At 68.0% G+C, this 25,016-nt stretch carries 24 protein-coding genes, 1 pseudogene and 1 riboswitch; of the genes and pseudogenes, 8 read left to right on the forward strand and 17 right to left on the reverse strand.

Features of this window, described 5'->3' with window-relative positions:
* Positions 1-26: 26 nt before the first annotated feature.
* Positions 27-530, reverse strand: a complete 504-nt coding sequence (locus tag D575_RS0105835) for a hypothetical protein (RefSeq protein ID WP_018144979.1) — start codon at positions 528-530, stop codon at positions 27-29.
* A gap of 144 nt (positions 531-674) precedes the next feature.
* Here D575_RS0105835 and D575_RS0105840 point away from each other — a divergent pair, with 144 nt between their 5' ends.
* Entirely contained in the window at positions 675-2,183 is a 1,509-nt protein-coding gene (locus tag D575_RS0105840) for a YdiU family protein (protein ID WP_018144980.1), read from the forward strand.
* Positions 2,184-2,235: 52 nt separating this feature from the next.
* Here D575_RS0105840 and D575_RS0105845 read toward each other — a convergent pair whose 3' ends face one another.
* Both D575_RS0105845 and D575_RS0105850 read right to left on the reverse strand, forming a co-directional pair.
* On the reverse strand, positions 2,236-3,495 hold the full coding sequence (locus tag D575_RS0105845) for an inorganic phosphate transporter (RefSeq protein WP_018144981.1): 1,260 nt from the start codon (positions 3,493-3,495) through the stop codon (positions 2,236-2,238).
* A gap of 34 nt (positions 3,496-3,529) precedes the next feature.
* The gene (locus D575_RS0105850) at positions 3,530-4,210 is read right to left on the reverse strand and encodes a TIGR00153 family protein (protein WP_018144982.1); all 681 of its coding nucleotides are present in this window, start codon (positions 4,208-4,210) and stop codon (positions 3,530-3,532) included.
* A gap of 101 nt (positions 4,211-4,311) precedes the next feature.
* A riboswitch (TPP riboswitch) is annotated at positions 4,312-4,409 on the forward strand.
* Between the two features lie 81 nt (positions 4,410-4,490).
* Between D575_RS0105850 and thiC the strand changes: the two genes are divergently transcribed.
* Positions 4,491-6,380 carry a phosphomethylpyrimidine synthase ThiC gene (gene thiC, locus D575_RS0105855; RefSeq protein WP_018144983.1) on the forward strand — a complete coding sequence of 630 codons (1,890 nt, stop codon included), beginning with the start codon at positions 4,491-4,493 and terminating at the stop codon, positions 6,378-6,380.
* A 302-nt stretch (positions 6,381-6,682) separates the two neighbouring features.
* Here thiC and D575_RS0105860 read toward each other — a convergent pair whose 3' ends face one another.
* Positions 6,683-7,780, reverse strand: coding sequence for a diguanylate cyclase (locus tag D575_RS0105860; RefSeq protein ID WP_018144984.1), 1,098 nt, complete (start codon positions 7,778-7,780; stop codon positions 6,683-6,685).
* A 123-nt stretch (positions 7,781-7,903) separates the two neighbouring features.
* Positions 7,904-8,275, reverse strand: coding sequence for a DUF5362 family protein (locus D575_RS0105865; RefSeq protein WP_018144985.1), 372 nt, complete (start codon positions 8,273-8,275; stop codon positions 7,904-7,906).
* Between the two features lie 212 nt (positions 8,276-8,487).
* Between D575_RS0105865 and D575_RS0105870 the strand changes: the two genes are divergently transcribed.
* The gene (locus D575_RS0105870; RefSeq protein ID WP_018144986.1) at positions 8,488-8,970 is read left to right on the forward strand and encodes an FHA domain-containing protein; all 483 of its coding nucleotides are present in this window, start codon (positions 8,488-8,490) and stop codon (positions 8,968-8,970) included.
* A gap of 19 nt (positions 8,971-8,989) precedes the next feature.
* Positions 8,990-10,711 carry a serine/threonine-protein kinase gene (locus tag D575_RS0105875; RefSeq protein WP_018144987.1) on the forward strand — a complete coding sequence of 574 codons (1,722 nt, stop codon included), beginning with the start codon at positions 8,990-8,992 and terminating at the stop codon, positions 10,709-10,711.
* Between the two features lie 292 nt (positions 10,712-11,003).
* Here D575_RS0105875 and D575_RS0105880 read toward each other — a convergent pair whose 3' ends face one another.
* The 3 genes from D575_RS0105880 to D575_RS0105890 all read right to left on the reverse strand — a co-directional run bounded on the left by D575_RS0105880 (position 11,004) and on the right by D575_RS0105890 (position 13,975).
* Positions 11,004-12,047, reverse strand: coding sequence for a LysM domain-containing protein (locus D575_RS0105880; protein WP_018144988.1), 1,044 nt, complete (start codon positions 12,045-12,047; stop codon positions 11,004-11,006).
* Positions 12,048-12,094: 47 nt separating this feature from the next.
* Complete coding sequence (locus D575_RS0105885) at positions 12,095-12,931, reverse strand: PP2C family serine/threonine-protein phosphatase (RefSeq protein WP_018144989.1); 837 nt, start codon at positions 12,929-12,931, stop codon at positions 12,095-12,097.
* A 93-nt stretch (positions 12,932-13,024) separates the two neighbouring features.
* Positions 13,025-13,975 (reverse strand): PDC sensor domain-containing protein, encoded by a 951-nt coding sequence (locus D575_RS0105890; RefSeq protein ID WP_018144990.1) that lies wholly within the window; start codon positions 13,973-13,975, stop codon positions 13,025-13,027.
* Between the two features lie 170 nt (positions 13,976-14,145).
* Between D575_RS0105890 and D575_RS0105895 the strand changes: the two genes are divergently transcribed.
* On the forward strand, positions 14,146-14,649 hold the full coding sequence (locus D575_RS0105895; protein WP_143592439.1) for a GNAT family N-acetyltransferase: 504 nt from the start codon (positions 14,146-14,148) through the stop codon (positions 14,647-14,649).
* Positions 14,650-14,651: 2 nt separating this feature from the next.
* Here the strand turns inward: D575_RS0105895 and D575_RS0105900 are convergent, their stop codons facing one another.
* From D575_RS0105900 to D575_RS0105930, 7 genes are read right to left on the reverse strand one after another with little or no spacing between them, the layout of a single operon-like run.
* Positions 14,652-14,858: a hypothetical protein gene (locus D575_RS0105900; RefSeq protein WP_018144992.1), complete on the reverse strand. Its 207-nt coding sequence runs from the start codon at positions 14,856-14,858 to the stop codon at positions 14,652-14,654.
* A gap of 52 nt (positions 14,859-14,910) precedes the next feature.
* On the reverse strand, positions 14,911-15,915 hold the full coding sequence (gene hypE, locus D575_RS0105905; protein ID WP_018144993.1) for a hydrogenase expression/formation protein HypE: 1,005 nt from the start codon (positions 15,913-15,915) through the stop codon (positions 14,911-14,913).
* Positions 15,912-17,000, reverse strand: a complete 1,089-nt coding sequence (hypD, locus tag D575_RS0105910; protein WP_018144994.1) for a hydrogenase formation protein HypD — start codon at positions 16,998-17,000, stop codon at positions 15,912-15,914. The genes hypE and hypD overlap by 4 nt, the downstream gene beginning before the upstream one ends.
* On the reverse strand, positions 16,997-17,251 hold the full coding sequence (locus tag D575_RS0105915) for a HypC/HybG/HupF family hydrogenase formation chaperone (protein ID WP_018144995.1): 255 nt from the start codon (positions 17,249-17,251) through the stop codon (positions 16,997-16,999). The genes hypD and D575_RS0105915 overlap by 4 nt, the downstream gene beginning before the upstream one ends.
* Positions 17,252-17,255: 4 nt before the next feature.
* Positions 17,256-19,565 (reverse strand): carbamoyltransferase HypF, encoded by a 2,310-nt coding sequence (gene hypF, locus D575_RS0105920; protein WP_018144996.1) that lies wholly within the window; start codon positions 19,563-19,565, stop codon positions 17,256-17,258.
* Entirely contained in the window at positions 19,562-19,822 is a 261-nt protein-coding gene (locus D575_RS0105925; protein ID WP_018144997.1) for a hydrogenase maturation nickel metallochaperone HypA, read from the reverse strand. The genes hypF and D575_RS0105925 overlap by 4 nt, the downstream gene beginning before the upstream one ends.
* A gap of 10 nt (positions 19,823-19,832) precedes the next feature.
* Positions 19,833-20,180, reverse strand: coding sequence for a DUF3024 domain-containing protein (locus D575_RS0105930; protein ID WP_018144998.1), 348 nt, complete (start codon positions 20,178-20,180; stop codon positions 19,833-19,835).
* Between the two features lie 191 nt (positions 20,181-20,371).
* Between D575_RS0105930 and D575_RS0105935 the strand changes: the two genes are divergently transcribed.
* Positions 20,372-20,689, forward strand: coding sequence for a response regulator transcription factor (locus D575_RS0105935; protein WP_018144999.1), 318 nt, complete (start codon positions 20,372-20,374; stop codon positions 20,687-20,689).
* Between the two features lie 34 nt (positions 20,690-20,723).
* On the opposite strand, the gene D575_RS0105940 is transcribed toward D575_RS0105935, so the two are convergent.
* On the reverse strand, positions 20,724-21,857 hold the full coding sequence (locus D575_RS0105940; protein ID WP_038032115.1) for an acyl-CoA desaturase: 1,134 nt from the start codon (positions 21,855-21,857) through the stop codon (positions 20,724-20,726).
* 154 nt (positions 21,858-22,011) lie between these two features.
* Here D575_RS0105940 and D575_RS14465 point away from each other — a divergent pair.
* Together D575_RS14465 and gdhA are read left to right on the forward strand one after the other, a co-directional pair.
* Positions 22,012-22,338, forward strand: a pseudogene (locus tag D575_RS14465) (EamA/RhaT family transporter); the annotation flags it as partial.
* A 235-nt stretch (positions 22,339-22,573) separates the two neighbouring features.
* Positions 22,574-23,923: an NADP-specific glutamate dehydrogenase gene (gdhA, locus tag D575_RS0105950; RefSeq protein ID WP_018145001.1), complete on the forward strand. Its 1,350-nt coding sequence runs from the start codon at positions 22,574-22,576 to the stop codon at positions 23,921-23,923.
* A gap of 397 nt (positions 23,924-24,320) precedes the next feature.
* On the opposite strand, the gene D575_RS0105955 is transcribed toward gdhA, so the two are convergent.
* The gene (locus D575_RS0105955) at positions 24,321-24,977 is read right to left on the reverse strand and encodes a hydrogenase maturation protease (RefSeq protein WP_018145002.1); all 657 of its coding nucleotides are present in this window, start codon (positions 24,975-24,977) and stop codon (positions 24,321-24,323) included.
* Between the last annotated feature and the right edge of the window lie 39 nt (positions 24,978-25,016).

The raw sequence follows: 25,016 nt of genomic DNA on the forward strand, positions 1-25,016 counted from the left end.
GCGTCTGTGTGCCGCCTGGCCCGCCTTCAGATCCGGTCCAGCGTGGACTCCAGCACTTCCCAGTGGACGTTGCCGTGGACGACCTCGTAGGCCAGCAGTAGCTGGCCGTGCGCCGAATCGCCCTCGAAGTTCGCCAGGACCCACTGGTTGTTCAGGACGTGGATGCCGTCGCGGCGGAACGCGTATGCGTCGCCTTCCGGCGCCTCGTGCGGGATCAGGCCGGTCTGCTGCATCAGGTCATCGGCGAGACGCTCGTTCGGGCGCACCATGCCGCGACGCTGCAGGTCCTGGAGATGGGCATTGGTCAGGCCCAGTTCCACCGGACGCGGGATCTCGTGGCGGGTGTATTGCTGCAGCTGCATCTGCGCCTGCAGCAGATCGCGGTTGGCCTCCGCGAGGTCCTGTTCGAGCCCATCGCCGCGCGCGATGTAGATCGCCAGGACGACCACGAAAAACAGCATGAAGCCGAGCCAGACCAGGCGTTCGCTGGTCTTCAGGTTCTGCGGCTTGGGGTTGTCTTGTTCGGACACGGGGCTTGCCTCCGGAATGCAGGGTGCCGTTTGCCGTGGGGCATCCGGCCGGAAAATGAACGCGCGACCGCCGTGGGTTCCTGAACCCGGGTCGATGCGACGCGCATGATAACCCCTGACACCGCAACCTGCCGAGAATGCCCCATGTCGGTCCCCGACCCCGTCAACGCCGCCGCCTCCGAGAGCCAACTGGAGTGGATCAACCACTTTGCCTGTCTGCCGGAGGCCTTTCACGAAAGCCCGGCACCCGCCCCGTTTCCGGATGCGACCTGCCTGGCGAGCAGCCCGGCCATGTGCGAGCGTCTGGGCCTGGAGGCCGCGGCCCTTGGCCGCGACCCGTGGCTCGGGGCCTGCACTCACGGTAGCGAGCTGGCGGGGGCCGAGCCGCGGGCCTCGGTGTACGCGGGGCACCAGTTCGGTGTCTTCGTGCCGCAACTGGGCGATGGTCGCGCGAAGCTCCTGGGCGAGGTTCGCACGCCAACGGGCGAGACCTGGGAGTTGCAGGTCAAGGGTGCCGGCCCGACGCGCTTCTCGCGCGGCGCGGACGGTCGTGCGGTCATGCGTTCCTCGGTGCGCGAGTACCTGGTCTCGGAGGCGATGGCCGCGCTGGGCGTGCCGACCACCCGTGCGGTGGCGCTGTTCGGGTCCAGCCTGCCGGTGTACCGCGAGCGCGTCGAGCCGGCGGCCATCGTGCTGCGCGCCGCGCCCAGCTTCCTGCGCTTCGGCCATTTCGAGTACTTCCACTACAACGGCTACAGCGCCCGCCTGCAGGAACTTATCGACTACGCCCTGACGCATGACTACCCGGAACTCCAGGGGGCCGATGATCCCGTCGCCGCGATGCTGGAGGCGGTGATCGCCCGCACCGCGGAGATGGTCGCCGACTGGCAGGCCATCGGGTTCTGTCACGGCGTAATGAACACCGACAACATGAGCCTGGCCGGCCTGACCATCGACTACGGCCCGTTCGCGTTCATGGATGCCTTCGACCCCGGCTACATCTGCAACCACACCGACCAGGGCGGGCGCTATGCCTTCGACCAGCAGCCGCAGATCGCGCAGTGGAACCTGATCCGCCTGGCCGAGACCCTGGTGATCCATTTCGCCGACGCTACCCGCGAGGCGGCGATCGAGCGCGCCAAGGCGCTGCTGCAGGGCTTCCAGTCGCAGTACCGGCAGGCCTGGCTGGCGCGTATGCGGGCGAAGCTCGGGCTGCAGGTGGAGCAGGAGGACGACGAGGCGTTGATCCAGGATCTGCTCGCGCGCATGGCGGCCGAGGGTGTGGATTACACCCGCTTCTTCCGCCAGCTGCCGGATCTGGAGCAGGCGGAGATCCGGGCGCAACTGGAATCGGAACTGGAGGATGGGGCCGCATGGCAGGCCTGGTGGTCGCGCTATCAGGCGCGGCTTGCGGGGGAGGGGCTGCCCCCTGAAGAGCGGCGCACGGCGATGAATGCCGTCAATCCCAAGTACATCCTGCGCAACCATCTGGCCCAGGCCGCGATCGAGCAAGCCGAGGCGGGGGATGCATCCGAGGTGCTGCGTCTGCAGCAGATCCTGGCGCGTCCGTTCGCCGAGCAGCCGGAATACGAGGCCTATGCGGACCTGCCGCCGGATTGGGCGAGCGGGATCCAGCTAAGCTGTTCGTCCTGAGAGGGCGTGCAGGCCGGACCCCGGACTGGAACGTCCGGAGACCGGGGCCAACTTATCCGAGGATGCCGCGCAGGATGTAGAAGTAGACCACCGCCAGGATCGCGCCGGCCGGCAGGGTCACGATCCAGGACAGGAAGATCATGCGCACCAGGCCCAGATTGATCGCGGCAATCCCGCGTGCCAGGCCCACGCCGAGGATCGCGCCGACCAGGGTGTGCGTGGTGGAGATCGGCAGCCCGGTGCCGGAGGCCAGGACCACGGTAGCTGCCGCCGCGGCGGTGGCGGCATAGCCGCGGCTGGGGGTGAGCTGGGTGATCCCGGTGCCCACGGTCGCGATCACCTTGTGGCCGTAGGTGAACAGGCCGAACACGATGCCGACTCCGCCCAGCAGCAGCACCCACATGGGCACGACGGTCTCGGTGCTCACATCGCCGGTCTGGATCACGTCCACGACTGCAGCCAGCGGGCCGACGGCATTGGCGACGTCGTTGGAGCCCAGGGCAAAGGCCATCGCGCACCCGGTCACCACCATCTGGATGCCGAACACCTTCTCGACATTGGCGAAATGGGAGCCTTCCTCGCCCACGCCAGCGGGATCGTCAAAGCGCAGGCGGCGGATCGCCATCATCCCGAGCACGACCACGATGGCGCTGATCAGGATCGCGAAGCCATAGGCCTGCACGGGCGTGAGGTCCAGGCCGACGTGGGTCAGGCCCTTGAACATCGTCACCAGTGCCGTGACAAAGGCCGTGAGGAAGATATAGAGCGGCGCCCAGCGCTTGGCGTTCTTCAGCGGATCGACGGTATCGAGGATCAGGATCTGCACACTGCGGAACAGGGCAAAGGCGATCATCCCGCCAACGAGCGGCGAGACCACCCAGGACATCGCGATGGTGCCGACACGTTCCCAGCGAACCACCTCGAAGCCGAGGCCGACCACGGCAAAGCCGACGATGGCGCCGATGATGGAGTGGGTCGTGGAGACCGGCCAGCCAAAATAGGAGGCGACCATCAGCCAGGTCCCGGCGGCTGCCAGGGCCGCCAGCATCCCGTAAACGAGCAATTCGGGGTTGTCGGCCATCAGGCTGGAGTCGACCATCCCGCTGCGAATGGTCTGGGTGACCTCGCCGCCGGCCAGCCAGGCCCCGGAGAACACGAAGATCGCGGCTACAAACACCGCCTGGCGAATGGTCAGCGCGCGTGAGCCCACCGAGGTGCCCATGGCATTGGCAACGTCGTTGGCGCCGATGCCCCAGGCCATGAACAGGCCGAAGATCACTGCAAGGCCGAGCAACAGGGTGCTGTATTCCATGCCGTCCTCGGTGCCTGTGCCTGGGTGCCGGTGGTTACTTGGCGAGCATCAGCTGCAGGCGGCTGCCTACACGCTGGGCCAGGTCGGCCAGTTCGCCGATGGAGTCGATCACGCGATACATGAACATCACGTTGACCGGCGGTAGTTCGGCCTCCTGCGCGAAGAGGATCTCGCGCACCTCGCGCTGGGCCTCGTCGGACTCGTGCTCGATCTGGTCCAGTTCGGTAAGGATGCCGTTGACGACCTCGACCTCGTGGCCGCGGAAGCCTGCCTCCACCAGTTCGTCCAGCTCGTTGATTGCCCGGCCGGCCTGGTCGACGGCATCCACGCTGCGGTCGAGGAAGCGCTTCAGCGGCTCGCCCATGTTGTCGGGGAATTGCATCTGACGGCCCAGCATCAGCCCGGCGATGTCTTTCGCCATGTTGGCGATGCGGTCCTGGATCAGCAGGGTGTCGAGCACGTCGCGGCGCGACATGGCCAGCATCATGCCCTTGGGCAGGTGCAGGCGCAGGTCCTTCTTCAGGCGGTCCGCCTCGCGTTCCAGCTTCGAAATCTTCTTCTGCTGTACCCGCGCGGTCTCCCAGTCGTCGCGGGCCATGGCCTCCATGAACGGCGGGAGCTCGGCGATGCAGGCGCGCACCTTCTCCATGTGCGCCTGTAGCGGGCGTACCGGGGAACGGCCAAACAGCTCGAAGACGAAGTTCTTGGGGGACATGGCGGCGCGAAGGTTGTCACAAAGCCTTAATCTAACGCAAAACACCGGAGCGCGCGCGGTCTTGTTGGTCCCGCCGACGCGCTCGGTGCGGTACACTCATCCGTCAGAGCTGGGGGTGCCCGCGATCGATGCGAGCTGAGAGAGTCCCCTTGAACCTGAACCAGTTAACGCTGGCGGAGGGAAGCTCGGTGCTCGATCCAGTCCGCGCGCGCTCCGTTCGCAGTCTGTCCGGCCCGTTCCGTTCCCTCTGCTGCCATGCCCGCACCGCAGAGGTCACTGTATGAGCGCCATCCCCGAGTCCTTCGCCCGCAAGACCGCCCAGGTCTCCGCCGACGTCACGCGCCCGTTCCCCAATTCCGAGAAGGTCTTCGTGCAGGGTTCGCGCCCGGATATCCGCGTGCCGTTCCGCCAGGTCGCACAAAGCCCCACGCTGACCGCCGGCACCCCGGAAGAGAACCCGCCGATCCCGGTCTACGACACCTCGGGCCCGTACACGGATCCGGACGCGACCATCGATCTGCACCGGGGCCTGGCGGATCTGCGCGGCGGCTGGATTGACGAGCGCGGCGACACTGAATGGCAGGACGGCCCGAGTTCCGAATACGGCCGCGCCCGCGCCGCCGATCCGGAACTGGCCAGCCTGCGCTTCGAGCACATCCGCCCGCCGCGCCGCGCGCAGGCCGGGGCGAACGTCTCGCAGATGCACTACGCCCGCCAGGGGATTGTCACCCCGGAGATGGAGTTCGTTGCCATCCGCGAGAACAACCGCCTGCAGGAACTGCGCGCGGATCCGCGCTACAAGAAGCTGCTGCGCCAGCATGCTGGCGAGTCGTTCGGGGCGTCGATCCCCGAGGCGATCACGTCCGAGTTCGTGCGTGACGAGATCGCCCGCGGCCGCGCGATCATCCCCGCGAACATCAACCACCCGGAGCTGGAGCCGATGATCATCGGCCGCAACTTCCGCGTGAAGGTGAACACCAACATCGGCAACTCGGCGGTCTCTTCCTCGATCGAGGAAGAGGTCGAGAAGCTGGTGTGGTCCGCGCGCTGGGGCGGCGACACCCTGATGGACCTGTCCACCGGCAAGAACATCCACGAGACCCGCGAGTGGATCCTGCGCAACTCGCCGGTGCCGATCGGCACCGTGCCGATCTACCAGGCGCTGGAGAAGGTCGACGGCAAGCCCGAGGACCTGACCTGGGAGCTGTTCCGCGACACCCTGATCGAGCAGGCCGAACAGGGCGTGGACTACTTCACCATCCACGCCGGCGTACGCCTGCAGTACGTGCCGCTGACCGCCGATCGCGTGACCGGCATCGTCTCGCGCGGTGGATCGATCATGGCCAAGTGGTGCCTCGCGCATCACGAGGAGAACTTCCTCTACACCCGTTTCGACGAGATCTGCGAGATCATGAAGGCGTTCGACGTCTCGTTCTCGCTGGGTGACGGGCTGCGCCCCGGCTGCCTGGCCGACGCCAACGACGCCGCGCAGTTCGGCGAGCTGGAAACCCTGGGCGAGCTGACGCAGAAGGCCTGGGCGCACGACGTGCAGGTGATGATCGAGGGCCCCGGTCACGTACCGCTGCAGAAGGTGAAGGAAAACGTCGACAAGGAGCTGGAAGACTGCTTCGAGGCGCCGTTCTACACCCTCGGCCCGCTGGTCACCGACATCGCCCCGGCCTACGACCACATCACCTCCGGCATCGGCGCGGCCAACATCGGCTGGTACGGCACCGCGATGCTCTGCTACGTGACGCCCAAGGAGCATCTGGGCCTGCCCAACAAGCAGGACGTGCGCGACGGCATCATCACCTACAAGATCGCGGCCCACGCCGCCGATCTCGCCAAGGGCTTCCCCGGCGTGCAGCTGCAGGACAACGCGCTGTCCAAGGCGCGCTTCGAGTTCCGCTGGGAGGACCAGTTCAACCTGGCGCTGGACCCGGAACGCGCGCGCGAATTCCACGACGAGACCCTGCCCAAGGACGCGCACAAGGTCGCCCACTTCTGCTCCATGTGCGGCCCCAACTTCTGCTCCATGAAGATCACCCAGGATGTGCGCGATTACGCGGCGGCCCAGGGCGTCTCCGCAGACGAGGCCCTGAAGAAGGGGATGCAGGAGAAGGCGGTCGAGTTCGTCGAGAAGGGTGCGCGCCTCTACCGCGAGGTGTAGATCGACCGGGAGAGACGCTAGGGAGACGCTGATTAATTCGCACGTCCGCGCTCGATCGATTTTGCCCGCTGACAAGGCGCGGTGAGCGAAGTGTAGCCGAGCTACATAAGCGAGCGCCAACGCGGTCAGCGGGCCCATTGTCGTCAACAACGGGCGGCCGAGCCCTCAAGGGGTTGGCGCCCCATTTTTCCCGATCCTGCGTTGCGGCGCTTGACCGTAGAGTGACTACGGCGCTGCGCACCGCGCCTTGTCTCGGGGAAAATGGGGCGCCAACGCGGACGTGCGAATTAATCAGCGTTTCCCTAGCGCACCTCGATCCGGCTGCGGCCGTTCTTCTTGGCGGCGTACAGGGCCTGGTCGGCACGATTGAAGGTGTCGACCCGGTCCTCGCCGGGGCGGTACTCGGTAACACCGAAGCTGGCGGTCTGCCGCCCCACCGTGTCGAAGTCGAAGGCGGTGATTCGCGCCTGCAGCTCACGGGCAGCGACGAGCGCCTGTTCGCCGCGCGTCTGCGGCAGCAGAACGAAGAACTCCTCGCCCCCGATCCGACCGATGGCATCCACCTTGCGCAGGTTCTGCCGCAGCAGGCCGGCGAACTGGCGAAGCACCCCATCGCCGGAGCTGTGTCCCCAGGTGTCATTCACGGACTTGAAGTGATCGATGTCGATCAGGATGACCGCGAACGGTTCACCGTAGCGCTCGGCCCGTGCGCGTTCCTCATCGAACAGGCGCTCGATATGCGCACGGTTCCACAAGGAGGTCAGTTCGTCGATCCGGGCGGCACGGGCCAGCTGCTGTTGTTGCAGGAAGGTGTGCTTGTGGGCCTTCTCGAGGATGAAGGCGCTCAAGCAGCCGAAGGAGAACGCGGCCAGGGCCCACATCAGGTGCAGCTGCAGCAGATCCGCCTCCAGCGGCTGGCGGAAGGTGGCGGCGATTACCAGCGCGATGATGACGGTTGCGGCAATCACGGCCTGGCGCAGGGCCAGTCCGGAGATCGCAAACGTCCACATGATGCTGAGATAGATCTCGGGGGCGAATATCAGAAACTGCGCCGAACCAACGTTCAGATGCAGGTTGGCCGCGTTCGCTACCACTGGTGCCAGGGTCAGGAGCACCCACATCATCGGCTGCAGGCGCCGCTCGAAACTCATCAGCCCGACCGCCAGCAGCAATCCCGGCACCAGCAGGGCATGGGCCACAAGCCTCGAGGTGTGCAGGTCGGTGGCCACCGATTGCTCGAGGACGGCGTACAGAAAATACAGCAGGGCCGTCAGGAACGCGACGTAGCGGGCCTGCGGGATCCGCACCTGGCGATGCCAGGCCGCGAAAGCCCGCCGAACGTCTGCGTCTTCCCGGTGCAACGGGTTTCCCAGGACCCGCAGGCGCCTGATGATGTCCAAACCCTGACTCCTATAACCGTTCAGGCCGCAGCGTGCGGATCCGGGCGTGTCGCCGCCGCGGTCCCGCCGCGGCCCTGCGAACGGGCCATGCGAAACGTTAATCGAAAGTGGCGCCCGCCGGGACTACTGCATGTGGCCGAAGCCGCCCATCAGGCCGGCGCCGATGCCGAAGATCATGCCCAGGACCATCAGGATCAGGTAGATCAGCAGCAGCACGCCAAAGATGGTGAAGTAGATGCGTAGGCGGCCGAGGGCGTACTTGATCGCTTCCGGATCGGCACTTTCGTAGGCGCGCTGGGAGGCGCCGGCGGCCTGCATCAGGACCACGCCGGCCCAGATCGGGATCCAGGCGATGATGATGCCGATGATCGACAGGGCGGTCAGCACGCCCGAGATGATTAGCATCACCCCGATCAACTGCATCCAGAATTTTCCGCGAACGAGTGGCTCGATCAGTCCACGGAGGTCGGCCCCGTTGGTGGTGTCCTGTTCCATGTTCAGACTCCTTGTCGTGATGGGCGGATGGCCGGAGCATAGCAGGCCCTTTCATGGTGTGACGCATTCGTTGTTTTGGTGCGCGCCGCCCGTGCATACTCGAGCAGGTGACAACCCGAAAAACAGGGCCACGCAAGGCTCGTGAAGCAGGGGGATGTATGAGCGACCAGGGACGACGCAGGGATGCCGGCCGCAGCGGGCCGCAGGGGACAATGCTGTTTCAGGGACAGGCCTTGCCCGAGCAGGAAAGCGCCGCGGACACCGCCAGCGAGGGGGCGCCCCCCGGCGGCCACCCGGTGCTGGTGGGGATCTCCGAGCCCTTCGGCCAGCAGCGCCTGACCTTGAAACCGGGCAAGCGCTCGGTGGGGCGTGAGGCTACCAATGACATCGTACTGCAGGAGGACAGCGTCTCCTCGCAGCATGCCTGGCTGGTCAACGACGGCGGCGAATGCCGGGTGGTCAATCTCTTGTCCACCAACGGCACCTGGGTAAACGACGAAAAGGTGCACGAGGCTGCGCTGAAGGACGGCGACCACGTCCGTTTCGGGCGGGCCGAGTTCGTGTTCCGCCGCCGCGACGACGGTTCCGATGCCCGGCCTGGCCGTGGGCCTCGGTCACGCTGGCGCTGGCTGGGCATCGCGGTTGCGGTCCTGGTACTGGCGGTCGTCGCGCGCATCCTGCTCGAGACGGTTTGAGGCTCAGGGTCGCCGGCGCATGCAGCGGATCGGACGCTACGGGGTCGGCGAGGAGATCGGGCGCGGTGCGATGGCCGTCATCCATCGCGGCTACGACCCGGATATCCGGCGTCCGCTGGCGATCAAGTGCCTGCAACCGGACTACGCCCGCCGCCCCGAGTACCGCCGGCGCTTCCTGGCCGAGGCGCGTGCCGCCGGCACCCTGACCCATCCGGGCATCGTCACCATCTTCGATGTCGGCGAGTCGGATCAGCAGCCGTTCATCGCGATGGAGCTGCTGGACGGCATCACCCTCGCGGAGTTCGCGGAACAGTTCCGGCCGCTGCTGCTGCGCAATGTCCTGAAGATCGCCATCCAGCTGGTGGAGGCCCTGGACTATGCCCACCGGCATGGCGTCGTGCACCGCGACATCAAGCCCGAGAACATCATCGTCACCAGCGCCACGGCGAACATCAAGGTGATGGACTTCGGCATCGCCCGCACCCTCAGGGACCCCGACTGGCGCGCCGACGACGACTGGCTTGCCGAGGACGACGACGGCTATATCGCAGGATCGCCGCACTATATGGCGCCGGAGCAGGTCCGTGGCCGCGATACCGACGCTCGTGCCGATCTCTATTCCGTGGGCGTGGTGCTGTACGAGCTCCTGACGGGGGCCACCCCGTTTCGCGGTCACGATGTCGAGACCCTGCTGACCCGGGTGGTCAAGGATCCGGTCCCCGCACCGCGGGTCATCGTGCGCGACTGTCCGCAGGAACTGATCGAGCTGGTGTTGCGCCTGCTGGCGAAGGAGCCGGACGAGCGCTACCAGTCGGCCGGCGAGCTACTGGTGGACCTCGAGCGTATCGACGAGCAACGCGCCGAGCGCGAAAGGGCAGGTGGCGGGCGTCGGATCATCCCGCTGCGTCTGCGCTGGGCCGCGGTCATGGGGGCACTGGTGGCGGTCACCCTGGTTGTCGGTGGCACGCTGGTACACCAGAAGCAGAATGAGGTGATGACCGACCTGGCGTTTGACTATGGGGCCACGCTGGCGCAGATCATCTCGGTGGAGAGTGCCGAGGACCTGTTGCTGGAGGACACCATCGCGGTCCAGGGCCGCCTGCGCGACATGCAGGCGAACCGGGAGATTGCCCTGCTGAGCGTCGTGGACCACCGCGGCGAGGTGGTGGCCAGCAGCGACCCGGAGGTCCTGGGCCAGCCCTACGAGCCGCCTTCCGAGGACCGCCTGCTTCAGCGTCGCGACGGCCAGGCCGTGTGGTCCATCACCGGGCGGGATGGCGCAGAGCTGTTCATGTTCGAGGCCCCGGTTCGCTACCAGGGTCATCACCTTGGGCAACTCCAGGTCGGGCTGTCCACGGGGTCGCTGCGCGCGGCGAACGAGGCCACCTTCATGGCCTTGCTGATGCTCACGCTGGTCACCCTCCTCGCGGTGCTCCTGGGGGCCTACGTGCTCGCCCGGCGTCTTCAGGCGCCGCTGGACCGCCTGCGCGGGGCGCTGGACCAGATCGGTCAGGGGCGGCTCGATACCCGGATCCGTGCCCGTCGACACGACGACTTCGAGCGGGTCTTCAGTGCCTACAACGCGATGGCCGACTCGCTGGAGGCGCGCATGAAGCGCCGGGTCGCCGGGACGCCCGAGCGCAGCGCTGCAGGGCCGGTTGCTGACGGCGACCGCACCCAGGAGCTCGCATCCGACGAGTTGCCGACCGAAGCCACTTCAAGACGTACCGCTACGGATTAACTCCGGTCGTTCTCGCGATCTAGGGAAACACTGATTAATGTACACGTTCGCGCTCGAGTCGCTTTTGCGTGCGAACAAGGCGCGGCGACTGCCGTGCAGTCACTCTGCACAAGGGAGCCGCAACGCCGTGCGCGCGCAAAAGCGGCCAAGCCCCTGCATTCAATGGCTTGTGGGGTTGGAGCCCCAGGTTCCCCGATCCTGCGTTGCACCACTTGCGGGTAGAACCACTACCCGCTGCACGACGCGCCTTGTCTCGGAAAACCTGGGGCACCAACGCGAACGTGTACATTAATCAGTGTTTCCCTAGGGCATCCAGGCGACGCTGCAGTTCCAGGGCTCGCAGGCGATAGCCGCGCGCCGCCTCGAACCCGGGGTCGATCGCCAGGGCCTCGTCCCACAATGCGATGGCGGTCTCCAGGTCCTGGTTGCGGTAGCGCACGATGGCCTCCGCGTGCAGGGCCTCCTTGCGCTGTTGCTCCAGCTCGTCAAGGTGCTGGCGCGCGGTCGCGTGTTGCGGGTCCTGTTCGAGCACCCGGCCGAAGGCCTCCAGCGCGTTTCCGGTCGCGCCTGCAGAGCGCGCCTCCACGCCCCGCTGGTGCCAGTAGCCGATCGCCGCGTCGCGCGAAAGGGGGTCCAGCCAGCTGGCCCATTCGTTCTGCGCCTCGGGGTGCTCGCGGACCAGCTCCACGACCTCCAGCGCCGCGCCATAACGCCCGGCTGCCAGGTCGGCCTCGATTGCGCGGCGCAAACCGTCCTCGCTGACGCCGGGCGCGGCGTCGGGGTCCAGAGCCATCAGCTGTTCGTCCAGATCGGTCTCGCCACGTTGCAGCCCCGCTACATCCCGTGGGATGCGCAGCCGTTGCCCGACGAGCAGTCGGTCCGGGCGTTCGATGTCGTTGTAGCGTGCGAGGATCACAAAGCGGGTGGCATCGCCGAGGTGCTCACGCGCCAGCCCGCCCAGGCTGTCGCCCGGCTCCACCGTGTGAACGAAATAGGCCTCGCCCAGGGTCGCCTGCGGATCCCCGGAGAGCTGTTCACGCAGGCCGCGGGCGGCGCGGTTGCCCGGATCATCTGCGAGGATCCGGTCCAGTGCCGAGCGTGCCCGGTCCATCTCGCCGCCCTGCAGGAGCTGCACGATCTCGGCGATCTTGAGGCGCTCGTCCTGCTCCTCACGGGCGATCGGGTCGGACGGGGCCTCGTCGGTCGCGACGACCACGTCCTCGGTGGCCTCCGCCTCGGGGTCGAACATGCCCTGTAGCTGCGCACAGCCGGACAGGAACGCTGTCAGTACGACAAGCGAGACGAGGCGAATCAGCGTGATGTGGGCTGGCATCATGGCAAGGACTGGTGCGGCTCGGCGAGTCCGCGAGTATACGGTCGGCATCAGTCCAGCGGCCACAGCAGGATCGCAAGGGCCGCAGCCAGAAGCGCCAGAAGGCCCAGCGTGGGCCCGATGCGCGCCTTCAGGTGCCGGCGCCAGAAACGCCCGCGCGGCGGCCCGCTCCGCCATGCTGCCAGGGCCACGTTGTCACCCTTGGGTCCGCCGCGTCGCGCCGCTTCGACGGCTGCGCTCGCGGTGGCCGTGTCGAGATCCGGGCTGTCCAGCAGTTCCGCGATCTCCATCGGCCCGATCTGTTCCCAGAAGCCATCCGAGCACAACAAGAAGCGCGTGTGACGGGTGACGGGGGCCTCGCCGTAGTCCACCTCGATCGGGTCGACCACGCCGAGGCCTCGCAATAGCCGGTTCTGCTCCGGGTGCGTTGCCATTTGCACCTCGCTTATTACCCCTTCGTCGACCAGCTGCTGGACCCGGGTGTGATCGCGCGTGCGTCGCTGAAGGGTGTCGCCCTCGAAGTGGTACAGCCGGCTGTCGCCGCAATGGGCCCAGCAGGCGGAGGTCGGGGTCACATACAGTGCCACCAGCGTGGTGCCGGGGCGTTGTGACGGATCGGTACCCCCGGCCTCCAGCAAGGCTGCATGGGTCTCGTGGAAGAGAGCGTGGAGCAGGGCACGGGCATCGGCAGCCTGCCCCGCGTAGCGGGTCCACAGGCGTTCGGCGGTCGCGATCGCGGCGTGCGAGGCGCGTGCCCCGCCCTCGTGGCCGCCCATTCCGTCCGCGACCAGCAGCAGGGCGCTCTGCCCGTCCGCGTTTTGTAGCACGGTCACCGCGTCCTGTTGCTCGGCGCGGCCACCCACCTCCCTGGCGTATCCGGTTTCCATGTGCGTGTGGCCCCGCTGATCCCGTGACCATGATGACCGAGTTGATCGGCGCGCGACAGCCCCGGGGGGAGAAGCGCATCGATCCGTGTCTCCCTAGCCGGTGGCGCCGATCCAGAACTGGATAGAGCGGCCGAGGAAGTCGTCCCAGGTCATGTAATGCGAGCCGTCGCAGGAGAAGGTCAGGCTGATCATGCCGTTGAACAGGTTGATCGAGGCGGAACGCAGGTACACGGTTTCGTCGGCATAGCGCAGCGCGCGCAGTGCCTCCAGCACGCGGCCGACGTCCTCCCTCGGGATCAGCGCCTCCGCGGGGTACGGCTCGTGCGGAAACGCCAGGCAGACGTCCGGGTCGCCCAGGGATTCGTGCGTCAGGATGCGGTAGCGGTAGGGGTCCTCGGTGGTCCACAGCGTGGCGCGCGAACTGGAGAAGTGGAACACCCCCTGGAACACGCCGCGCTCGGTGAACAGTTCTTCCAGAATGGCCAGGGCGGTGTCCATGTTCTGGTCCATCAGGCTCTCGGTACGACTCTGCAGGAACAGTGTCCCGCGAATCGACGGATCGCCCTTGATCTGGCGCCACTCGCTGGGCTCCTCGTACAGGTCCTCGGAGAAGTCGGGCAGGTTGCGCAGATCGAAGTCCGCACCGAGAAAGCCCAGCGCATTGCCCTGGTCGTCGCGCACCAGCTGCAATGAGGTCAGGGATGGCCGGCGTCCGAGCAGGCTGATGTAGGCATCCGACAGCAGGAAGCCGTCCGCGGGCACGGCCTCCTTCATGTACGGGCGCTGCGAGCGATCGCGCCCGAAGTGTTCCGGCAGTACGCCAGTGCGCGAGATGTTGTCCGAAAGCTGGACCCCCTCGGTGTTTAGTGCATACACGAAGGTCGCTTCCGGGATCTGGCGGATCGCCTCCTCCAGGATCGAGTCCAGCGCCTCGCGGCGCGGCCAGGCGGCACTCAGCCGGCCGGCGATCTCCGCCAGGGGTTCATGCAGCTTGTCCTCGAGGTAGTCGCGCTGGTGCTCGATCGCCTTTTTCAGTTCCGTCATGGTGCGGTGTCGTCTCCTTTCAGTGCGCTGCGATTATCCCTGATCGGGAATGGCGTTGTCGTGACGGCCCGCGCGGGCCGTTTGTCCCGGCACTTCGGCCTGGCGAACAGGTCCGAGCAGGAACCATGCCGACGACGAGCCCGCCTGTGTCCGATACTGCGAACATGCCCATGACGAAATCTACCGAATCCCTCCGCCCGGCCCGCCCCGGCGATCTCGACGCTATCAATGGGCTGGTGGCCGAGGCGGTCGAGGATTGGCCCTTGCCCGAGCGCGTGCGCCGGCTCGCCCTGCCGGCCTACCGCTATACCGAGGCCGATCTGATGTTCCTCGAGGTGACGGTGCTGGAGCGTGCGGGCGAGGTGGTCGGCGCCGCCGCCTGGGAGACGGCGGAGACCCGCGAGCTGCCGGAGGGTGCCGCCGATGGGCTGTTGCTGCATGGCCTCTACGTGGGGCGAGCCGCCCGCGGGCAGGGTGTGGGCCGGCAACTGGTCGAGGCCTGCCGGAGCGCCGCGCACGAGGCCGGAGTGGCCGGGGTGCTGGTCAAGGCCCAGGCCTCGGCGGCCAGCTTCTTCGCGGCGATGGGTTTCGTCCCGGTACCGGTGCGCGATCGCGACCGTGACTACGAACAGCGCTACTGGTGGGCGGTGGAAGGTTCGCCCGTCGCCGGCTGACGTCAGCGTCGCGCCCGGTGGCGGTACCAGAGGGCACCGAACAGGCCCCCGACAATGGCCAGCATCAGCAGCCCGAGGGGCCAGAGATGCTCGGGTGAACTCAGGAAGTGGAGCAGCGAGAAGGCGTCCCCGTGTCCGTGCCCGGGGTGGGCCAGGACGGGCGTGGTGGCCAATGCTAGAGCGGTTCCCATGAGGGTGCGCAAGTTCATCTCGGGGTCCTCCTGTCGTTCTGACCCACCATAGCGCGACACGCAGGCCGCTTCAGCAAATACGGGGCAGCTGCTCGCCGGCCGGCAGGATGACGCGGCGCTCCACGCCGGTCGCCAGGTGCCGGATGACAGCCGGTTCGCCCGTCTCCGCCCGTCCGATAGCGACGGCCCCGGCTGTCTCCGCGCGGGTCCGGAGAATCCTCAGGGCCTGAGCGGCCGCGTGTTCCGGAACGGCGGCCAGGAAGCGGCCCTCGCAGGCGGAGTGCAGCGGGTCCAGACCAAGGATCTCGCAGGCCCCGCGCACGTCGTTGCGCACGGGGATTGCGGCGTCCTCCAGCACCAGCCGGCAGGCGGAGGCATCGGCCAGCTCCTGCAGGGCGGCGATCGCACCGCCGCGGGTCGGGTCGCGCAGCGCGCGGACTGGCACGCCGGCGGCCAGTAGTGCGGCCACGGCCCCGGCGACCGATGCGCTGTCACTGGGGATCGGCGGGTCCAGGCCCAGGTTTTCGCGGGCGGCGAGGATGGCGACACCATGGCGGCCAAGATCGCCACTGGCGAGCAGTACATCACCGGGCCGGATCGCGCCCGGCGTGATCTGCACGCCTTCGGGCACGACGCCCACCCCGCTGGTGTTGATGTAGACCCCGTCGCCGCGCCCGGCCTCCACCACCTTGGTGTCGCCGGCGACCACCCGCACGCCGCATTCTTCGGCGGCCGCCTGCACCGAGGCGAGGACGCGCCGCAGGTCGTCCAGCGGCAGCCCCTCCTCCAGGATCAGGCCCAGGGTCAGCCACAAGGAGCGCGCCCCGGCCATCGCGAGGTCGTTGATCGTACCGTGCACCGCGAGCCGGCCGATGTCGCCACCCGGGAAGAACAGCGGCCGCACCACGAAGCTGTCCGTCGTCATTGCCAGGCGCCCGCCCGGGGCGTCGAACACGGCGGCATCGGGGGCGGCGAGAGCCGGGATGCCCAGCGCTGGCAGGATCACCTCGTCCAGCAGCTTCGCCTGCATCCGCCCCCCGCCGCCATGCGCGAGGCGTACGACGTCGGTGGTCATGCCCCGCCCCGATAGTGCAGGTAGGCCGCGCAGGCCCCCTCGGAGGAGACCATGGGTGCGCCCAGCGGGGTGTCCGGCGTGCAATCGCGGCCGAAGGCGGGGCAGTCGGTGGGGCGGCGCAGCCCGCGCAGCACCTGGCCGGCGATGCAGGGGCCATCCCCGGTCGCCTCGGGTGGGACGAGCCCGAAACGGGCCACGGCGTCGAACCGGGCGTATTCCGGGCGCAGCCCGAGGCCACTGGCGGGCAGGCGTCCCATGCCCCGCCATTCGCGCTCGACCGGCTCGAAGACGCGAGAGACCGCAGCGCGCGCGGCTGCGTTGCCGTGGTCCTGCGCGGCCCGGTCGTAGCGGTTCTCCACCTGGGCCGCGCCGCGTTCCAGTTGCTCCACGCAGGCGTGGATCCCGGCCAGCAGGTCCACCGGCTCGAAGCCGGTCACCACGATCGGGACCCGGAAGCGTTCGGTGATCGCGTGATAGGCGGTCGCCCCCTCCACCGTGCAGACATGGCCGGCGGCCAGGAAGCCCTGGATGCGGTTGTCCGGGTCGGCCAGCAACGCCTCCATCGCCGGCGGTACCAGCGAGTGCGAGACCAGCAGCGACAGGTTGCCCAGGCCCAGGGCCTCGGCCTGCAGCACGGCGATTGCGGCGGCCGGGGCGGTAGTCTCGAAGCCCACCGCCAGCAGCACGACCTCGCGATCCGGGTGTTCGCGCGCCAGCGCCACCGCATCCAGCGGCGAGTAGATTACGCGCACCTCGCCCCCGGCCGCGCGCGCCGCGTTCAGGTCGCCCAGCGCCCCGGGCACGCGCAGCATGTCGCCGAAGGTGCACAGCATCACCTCCGGGTGGCGGGTCAGCAGTACCGCCTGGTCCAGGGTCTCGGTCGGGGTCACGCAGACCGGGCAGCCGGGCCCGTGGATCAGCTCGACCGCGTCCGCCAGCAGTTCATCCAGGCCATGGCGCAGGATTGCGTGGGTCTGGCCGCCGCAGACCTCCATCAGCGTCCAGCGCCGGGTGCAGGTGGCGCGGATCGCTTCCACCTGACGCAGGATCAGCGCCGGGTCGCGGTATTCGTCCAGGTGCTTCACGGGCCCTCCGGGGCGGGCGGGTCGTGCGCGGGGATTTCGCGCAGGGCCGCCAGGGTGCGTTCGGCAGCGGCCTCGTCGAGGGTGGCGATCGCGATGCCGGCGTGGACCAGCACGTAGTCGCCGGGCCCGGCCTCGGGGGTGCAGGCCAGCGAGATCACGCGCGTGACGCCACCGAAGGCCACGCGCGCCTGGCGGAACAGCGGGTCGTCGCCGTCCACGCTGTCGATACGACCGGGGATGGCAAGGCACATGGGCTCAGTCTCCGTTCGGGGGCACCGCGGCCCGGCGCCCGATCAGCGCCTGGCCCAGCGCCAGCCCGCCGTCATTGGGCGGGATGCGCTGCGGCCACAGCGGTCGGAAGCCGGCGGCCTGCAGCGCGTCCACGCATTGTTGCAGCAACCACCGATTCTGGAAGCATCCGCCGGTCAGCGCCACGGTTTCCTCGCGCCCGGCCCGGGCGGCCTCCACGGCGAACCCGGCCAGCGCCCCGTGCAGGCGGACGGCCATACGGCTGGCCCCGGCGCCGTCGGCATGGTCGGCCAGCAGGGTCGCGACCAGCGGGCCCCAGTCGGCCTGCCAGGGTGCCGTTGCGGTATCCAGCGCAATGCCGGCGGTGCCGAGTCCGTATCCCGTGACCTCCGCCGCCTGCTGCACGAGCATGGCCGCCTGCCCCTCGAAGCCGGCACCGGTGCGTAGCCCGCCCAGCGCCGCGACCGCGTCGAACAGCCGCCCGACGCTGGACGTCCAGGGGGCGTTGATCCCTCGCTCCAGTGCCGCGAGCAGCGGGTGCCATTCCGCAGCGGTAAACAAGGCCCGCGCGGGGCTCGCCTCCAGCGCGGCCGGATCGCCGTCGAAGTGGGCATGCAGCAGGCCCAGCAGGGCGCGCCGGGGTTCGCGTATCGCGGCCTCGGCCCCGGGCAGGCGGAAGGGCCGCAGATGACTCCGCCGTTGAAAGCCCCCGTCGGCGTCCACTGCCAGGCATTCGCCGCCCCACAGCATGCCGTCCTCGCCGAGTCCCATGCCGTCCCAGACCAGCGCCACGGCCGGTTCGCGTACCCCGTGCTCCGCCAGGCAGGCCGCCGCGTGGGCGTGATGGTGCTGTACGGCGACGACCAGAGGCCCCCAGGCCCCGGCCAGCGGCGTGGAGGCGTAGTCGGGATGCCGGTCGCAGGCGACGCGCGCGATGTCCACGCCACAGAGCTCGCCCAGTGCGCGGGCCTCGCCAGCCAGCCGGTGCAGGGCCGCATCGCTGTCCAGGTCGCCGACGTGGGCGCCGACGACCACCTCGTCCTCCAGGGCCAGGGCCGGGGCGGCCTTCAGGTGGCCCCCCAGTGCGAGGGTGACGGGCCCGGCGTCTGGCAGGGGCACTCGCAGCGGCGCATACCCGCGGCCGAGGCGCAGGCATTGCGGCCGGCCCGCGGCGATCTGGAACACCGAATCGTCCAGTGCCCGCGCGATCGGCCGGTCGTGGTCCAGGATCCCGTCCGCGATCATGCCCAGTCGGGTCACCGCCTCCGCGGTGTCGATACAAAGGGGCTCGCCGCCGCGGTTGCCCGAGGTGCAGACCAGCGGGCCGGCGAAGCCCTCCAGCAGCAGGTGATGCAGTGGCGTCGCCGGCCGCATCAGTCCCAGACGGTTGAACCCCGGCGCCACGCCCTCCGCCAGCGGGGCGCCGGGCCGGCGGTCCACCAGCACGATCGGTGCCTCCGGCGCATCCAGCAGCGTACGTTCGGCGCCGGTGGCGCGCGCCACTTGGTCCAGCCAGTCGCCATCCGGCAGCATGACCGCCAGCGGCTTGTCCGGGCGCTGCTTGCGCGCGCGCAGGCGGGCCACCGCATCCTGGCGGGTCGCGTCCACCAGGAGCTGGAACCCGCCCAGACCCTTCAGCGCCAGGATCTGCCCCTCGCGCAGGGTGTTGACTGCCGCGTGCAGGGCCGCATCGCCGGTGGCGTGTTCGCCTCCGTCCGGGCCGCGCAGCGTTACCTGCGGCCCGCAGTCCGGGCAGGCCATGGCCTCCGCGTGAAAGCGCCGGTCCCCCGGGGCCTCGAATTCCGCCCGGCAGGCCGCGCACAGCGGGAACCCGTCCAGGGTGGTATGCGAGCGGTCCCAGGGCAGGGCCGTCGCTATACTCCAGCGCGGCCCGCAGGCCGTGCAGGCGGTAAACGGATAGCGGTGGCGGCGCGCCGCCGGATCCCGGATCTCGGCGAGGCAGTCGGGGCAGGGCGCGCGGTCCGGCGCCAGGGCTGGCGCGCCACCTTGCCCGGGGCCCTGAACCACGCGGAAGGTGGCATCGCCGACGGGGAGAGAAGCCGTGACGGTGATCGCATCGACCCGCGCGGCCGGTGGGGCCTCCTGCTCCAGGGCAGTCCGCAGCGCGACCAGCGCCGCCTCCTGTCCTTCGGCCTCGACCACCACGCCGGACGGCGTGTTGCCCGCCGAGCCGGTGATGCCGAGCAGCCGGGCCCGCTCCGCGACAAACGGCCGGAAGCCAACGCCCTGAACCCGGCCGGTGACCACCAGGCGCCAGCGCGCGGGCGATGGGGCGTGTGTCGCGGCGGTGCTCACGCCACGTCCACGCTCCGCAGTACGATCTGCTGGGCCTCGGGGTCAGCCTCGTCGTCCGAGGTCTCCACCTCCAGCTCGGCCCCCTCGGCGACGGTGCCGCGGGTGCCGTCCTCGAAGTGCTCGCGAAAGTGCTCCGGCGTGATGTGCGACAACGCCCCCAGCCACACCCGTACACGGGTGACCCGCTCGGCGTCGTTGTCGGCCGCCACCTGCTCGATCTTGCGCATCAGGTCGGCCATCAGCGAAAACTCGTGCATCCGTATCTCCCTATCCGAAAAAGCAGGCGTATTCGTCTTTTTCCACCACGCTCAGCACATCCTCCAGCGAGGCGAGTTCCGGGTGTGGGTCGTAGCCATGCCACTTCAGGTCTGCCCGTTGCCAGTAGAGTTTCCACCGGCCCGATTTGCGCACGAACGTGGCCTTGAACACCGGGTTCTCCACGATCCTGGAGGCGTCATCCAGCAGCGGGCGCACCTCGTACAGCACCACGCTCTGGCCTTCGAGACGCCAGACAAGGTCCAGACGGTCTCGAACATGGGCGGGTGGTCGGCGCCTTTCCATGAACCCACCCATCACTTTTTCAATCCGCTTGCGCTCGAATTCGCTCAGGGCCATACGTATCCGCTCTCCGTTGCTGCCGGGGTCAATCGTTGGCTAGCCGGGGTCGGCAAAGTGACGATCCCGATAGTTTAGAGTGTGTGCCACGAGACAGCGCTGAAGCGATCCTGCGGGCAAGGCTGCCCGTGTCCGGCCAAGCCTCCGTAAAGCGCGACCCCTTCCACCGGCCGACCCCCTCGGGAGACCTCATGCAGATTCACCTCGACACCCCGGACCTGATGACCCGCGTGCGGCTGGAGTCGCGTTGGCGTTCGGCCGGCGCATCGGTTACCAGCAGTCAGGCGCCGGAGCAGCCCGACCTGGTGGTGGTCGACCTCGGCAGCCGTGGCGTGGAAGCGGTGTCGACCTGGCGCGAGCGCTACCCAGACGCGAAGATTCTCGCCTTTGGCCCGCACGTGGAAGGGGCGATGCTCAAGGCCGCGCGCCAGGCGGGCGCCGACGAGGTCGTGGTCCGTGGCAAGGTGGCCGACCGGGTCGCAGCCAAGCTGGGGGGTGATCGCGCCTGAAGGTGCTCGGGCCCCCGCAATCCGGGGCCCGCGTTCACGCCGTGGTCGCGCGACGAGAGGCCGACAGGGCGCGCAGGCGGCGGCGCTGCATCTTGAGGCGATACTCCAGCTCCTTGAACTGGGTGTGCAGTTCCGTGCGCACCCAGCGATCGTTCATGGCCTCGCGCCCGGCCCGCATCTTGCGCGCCTGCACCGCCTGCCACTGGTTCACGGTATCGCGGAAACGCTGATACTCCCGTTCAACGGTCGCCCGCCAGGAGTCGTGCGCCGGCCCGGCCTGGTCGGCATTGAGCAGCCGGCGAAATTCGGTGTGCAGCCGTGCGCGCATGATCTTGAAGCGCGGTGTCCAGCGGCGGTCATACACCAGTCCGGTCCAGGCAAAAAGGTTGATCAGCCACTTCGAGGGGTCGTACTGCCACCAGCGCACCCCGTTGCGGTAGTCCGCCTGAAAGGCGTGGTGGAAGTTGTGGTACCCCTCGCCCCAGGTGAGCAGGGCGACCAGTCCGTTGTCCACGGCGGTGTTCTCGTCACTGTAGGGACGACGGCCCCACCAATGCGCCAGGGAGTTGATGAAGAACGTGAAGTGGTGGCTGAGCACCATGCGCAGAATGCCGGCCAGCAGCAGCATGCCGATCACATCCCCGAATGCCAGCCCCAGCAGCAGAGGCAGGCCCAGGTTCAGTCCCCAGGCCAGGGTCCAGTAATGCCGATGCTGCCACATTACCACCGGGTCCTTCGCCAGGTCCTTCACCCGTGAATAGTCGGGCTCGCTGGTGGGCCAGTTGCGCAGCATCCAGCCCATGTGGGCATGCCAGAAACCGCGCTTGATGGAATGCGGGTCGCGTTCCACATCATCCACGTAGCGATGATGCACGCGATGCCGCGCGCCCCAGTTGTAGATGCTGTTCTGCAGCGCCAGGGCACCGCTCAGCGCCAGCAGAACGCGCAATGGCCCCCGCGCCTTGAAGGTGCGGTGCGCCCAGAGCCGGTGATAACCCACCGTGATGCCCAGGCCGCTTAGCACCAGGAACAGGCCAAAAAACAGCCAGGCCGCGCCGCTGAAGCCCTGGGTGAGCCACCACCATGGCACCAGCGTGACCGCGGCCAGGTTGGTCAGTGCAAAGAAAACTGCCGGCGTCCAGGCAATCGGGGGGGCACGTTCGGACATGGTGGAGACCTGCAGGCGACCGGGGCGAGCGAAGATGCTCACCTATTCATAGCAGATGAGACCGCGACCGGCGAGTAAAAGTGCCCTCGTTCCGGACGGTCGGGCCCAGAGCGTTGCCGGATGATGGTAATTCCTTTGGAGGCGCCCCTTCGCGCCGGGCGTGGCGGGCCACTTCGCGTTCTACTTCCTGAGTATCGCGAACGCTAGCGTGGCCGTGGCGGCCACACTGAGGTACACCGCTGCGGTGTTCGTCTACTCGTCTCCTTCGCGCCCTGAAGCTGGAAAGCCCCGACATGCTCAAGCTGGTGGCGATCGCGCTGATAATGGTCGCGATCGTGATGCTGACCCAGATCTATGACACTGGCGCGAGCGGCGTGATCCTTATTGGCGCCGGTGAGGGCCTGCTGGCGGGTATGTCCTGCGCCATCTTCATCTTCGGCTTCTCAAGTACGCCGGTTCGCACGGAAGCCCGCAGGCTGTCCATGACCCCGAAGCCGCGACCGATGGACCGGCCAGCCGCGCAGGTTCTCGGCGTCAGGCCAGGTCTTTGTCGCCTTCGATAGATCGCGGCCAATAGCTCGATTTGACGCCCCACCCGGCCCCCTTCCTGCACTGCGAAGTCGGTGACGGAATGCACCATCATGGGGCGATCGGGATTGTCTTCTCGGCACCCGCATGCCTAAATGCGTCCGAATCAGACCATCAGGATGCGATCCATGAACGGAAGCCTCGACGAGAAGCTCGAACCCATTTATCAGGAAGTCCTGCACCGGAACGCCGGGGAGACGGAATTCCATCAGTCTGTCCATGGCGTGCTGGAGACGCTGGGACCGGTGCTGGTGAAGTACCCGGAGCTCGCCGAGCTCAAGATCATCCAGCGCATCTGCGAGCCCGAGCGTCAGATCATCTTTCGCGTCCCCTGGCAGGACGACAAGGGCGAGCTGCACATCAACCGCGCCTTCCGCGTCCAGTTCAACAGTGCGCTCGGCCCGTACAAGGGCGGCATGCGGTTCCACCCGTCGGTGTACCTGGGCATCATCAAGTTCCTCGGCTTCTCGCAGGTGTTCAAGAATGCCCTCACCGGCCTGCCGATCGGCGGCGGCAAGGGCGGCAGCGACTTTGACCCGAAGGGGCGCTCCGATTCCGAAATCATGCGCTTCTGCCAGAGCCTGATGACCGAGATGTACCGCCACATCGGCGAGTACACCGATGTGCCCGCGGGCGACATTGGCGTGGGCCAGCGCGAGGTCGGCTACCTGTTTGGCCAGTACAAGCGCCTGACCAACCGCTTCGAGGCCGGCGTGTTCACCGGCAAGGGTCTCGACTGGGGCGGCAGCCGTGCACGCACCGAGGCCACCGGCTACGGGGCGATCTTCTTCACCCAGGAGATGCTGAAGGCGCGCAACGACTCGCTGGAGGGCAAGCGCGTGGTGGTCTCCGGGGCCGGCAACGTGGCGATCCATGCTACCGAGAAGGCCCAGCAACTGGGGGCCCGGGTCATCGCCTGTTCCGACTCCCGCGGGGTCATCCTTGACGAGGACGGGCTCGACCTGGAACTGGTGCGCCAGATCAAGGAACGCGAGCGCGGTCCGATCAGTGCCTATGCGGAGCGCAAGAACGGGGCGAAGTACAGCGAAAACGGCAGTATCTGGGAGATCCCCTGTGATGTGGCCCTGCCGTGTGCCACCCAGAACGAGCTCACGGGAAAGGGCGCGAAAGCCCTGCTCGAAAACGGCTGTATCGCGGTCGCCGAGGGCGCCAATATGCCGGTCACCCCGGAGGGCATCCAGACCTTCCGCGAGGCCGGGATCGCCTTTGGCCCCGGGAAGGCCGCGAATGCCGGCGGCGTGGCCACCAGCGCGCTGGAGATGCAGCAGAACGCGAGCCGGGACTCCTGGACCTTCGAATACACCGAGGCGCGGCTGCAGGAGATCATGGCCAACATCCACCGCACCTGCCACGAAACCGCCGAGGAATACGGCTCGCCCGGTAACTACACCGTTGGCGCCAACATCGCCGGCTTCGTGAAGGTCGCCCGTGCCATGGAGGCGATGGGCCACATCTGAGCTTGCCCGCGCCGGGTTCCCCGGGTCTCCACTCCGAGGCTGGAGCGATCGAGCCACGGCCCGTGCCACCGGGTGCCGATCTGCGTCGTCGGCCGTGCTGATGTCCACTGGGGTGGGGGTGGCGCAGGCATGCTGGTGGGAGTGCGCAAGGGATCCATGTTTCCCCAGGCCTTTTGCTCGCGGGCCCGGGGAGAGGCAAAAGGCAAGGTGTGACCGTGGATCCTGTAGCAAGAAAGGCCCGAAAATCAACGTCAATGGGTGCTGTCGGCATCCCGTTAACATTAAAGCCGTTTGTTGCTCACCGAGCCGGATGGGTGAACAACACGGGTGACTCTCTCCCGTAACGCCTGCGGGGCTGCGAAAGGGGGGGCGTATTCTGGCGTTGGGCTGAATCGATTCAGGGAGTGCGGCGAGATCCGGATACCGCCTCGGCGAGATCGCCCGTGATTCGGGTGACGACCCGGGCAAGGCTGTCGCGGATCTCGCGCGAGAGATCGGCGCCGTCTTCGAGGCACGCGGGTTCGATGCCGTGGACGATGAGGGTCGCCGGGAGTTCGCCGAGGGAGCGGGCGAGTTCGACGGCCTCGGCGAGGCCGATGCCGTGGGAGGAGTAGCGGGCGCCGCGCGGCAGGGGTTCGCGGGCGTCGAGTCGGTGGAGGGTGCCGGGAGAGGCGCCGGTGACGATGGCGTCGACCAGTATTACGGGGTCGTGGCCCTGCCATAGCTCCATGAGCTCGGCGGGCTCGCCGCTGCAGGTGGCGGTTGTGAGGCCCGGCGTGCCGGCCAGTGCAGCGACCACGGCGTGGCCGATGCCGTCGTCGCCGCGCCAGGGGTTGCCGATGCCGATGACCAGCGGGCCCTTGCCCGTTGCGCTTGCGGCGCGGTCCGAGGCCTCTTTGCGTTGCTCAGGTGCGTCAGATGCAGTCCTAGATGGAGGTTTCGTGGCATCGACAATGGCTGCTCGGCGTTCGGTATCCATGACCGATTCAAACCCGCCTGTTCCGTAGGCATCGAGCAGCTTGCGCTCTTCCGGACTCAGTTCTGGCCTTGGCATGCGTTCGTTCCGAGACTCGCGCCTTGCTTGCAGGCGCCG

Origin of the sequence: Thioalkalivibrio sp. AKL6, from assembly GCF_000376905.1 — a bacterium.
In the GTDB taxonomy this organism is placed as follows: domain Bacteria; phylum Pseudomonadota; class Gammaproteobacteria; order Ectothiorhodospirales; family Ectothiorhodospiraceae; genus Thioalkalivibrio; species Thioalkalivibrio versutus.